This is a genomic window from Arthrobacter sp. SIMBA_036 (assembly GCF_046535135.1).
Classification (GTDB): Bacteria; Actinomycetota; Actinomycetes; order Actinomycetales; family Micrococcaceae; genus Arthrobacter.
Window position 1 is genome coordinate 1 of sequence record NZ_JAWRXG010000224.1, and the last position, 266, is coordinate 266.

A 266-nucleotide genomic window follows, 5' to 3' on the forward strand; every position below is an offset into this window, starting at 1 on the left:
GTATAAGGATCAGGCTACTGACGTTTACAATCGTCAATTTATTCTAGAGCGCTTATCTGCACATTTCGGTGTCCGCGAACAACGCTTACCCGTAGCCATGCTCATGCTTCATTTGGACAAGTTAGCCGACTTGAATAAGAACTTCGGTCGCAAAAACGTTGATAACTATATAAAAGCTATTGCAGATAAGTTATCTGAGCAAGCCGAATCGATAGAGCAGGAGTTGTCATGTAAAGCAACCGTGGCTCGCATGAACGCGTCTGACT

1 protein-coding gene is annotated in these 266 nt (G+C 44.0%); it reads left to right on the forward strand.

Annotation, left to right across the window (positions count from 1 at the left end; genetic code table 11):
* On the forward strand, window positions 1-266 hold a 266-nt coding region (locus SB659_RS19695; protein WP_410551632.1), incomplete at both ends, for a diguanylate cyclase domain-containing protein.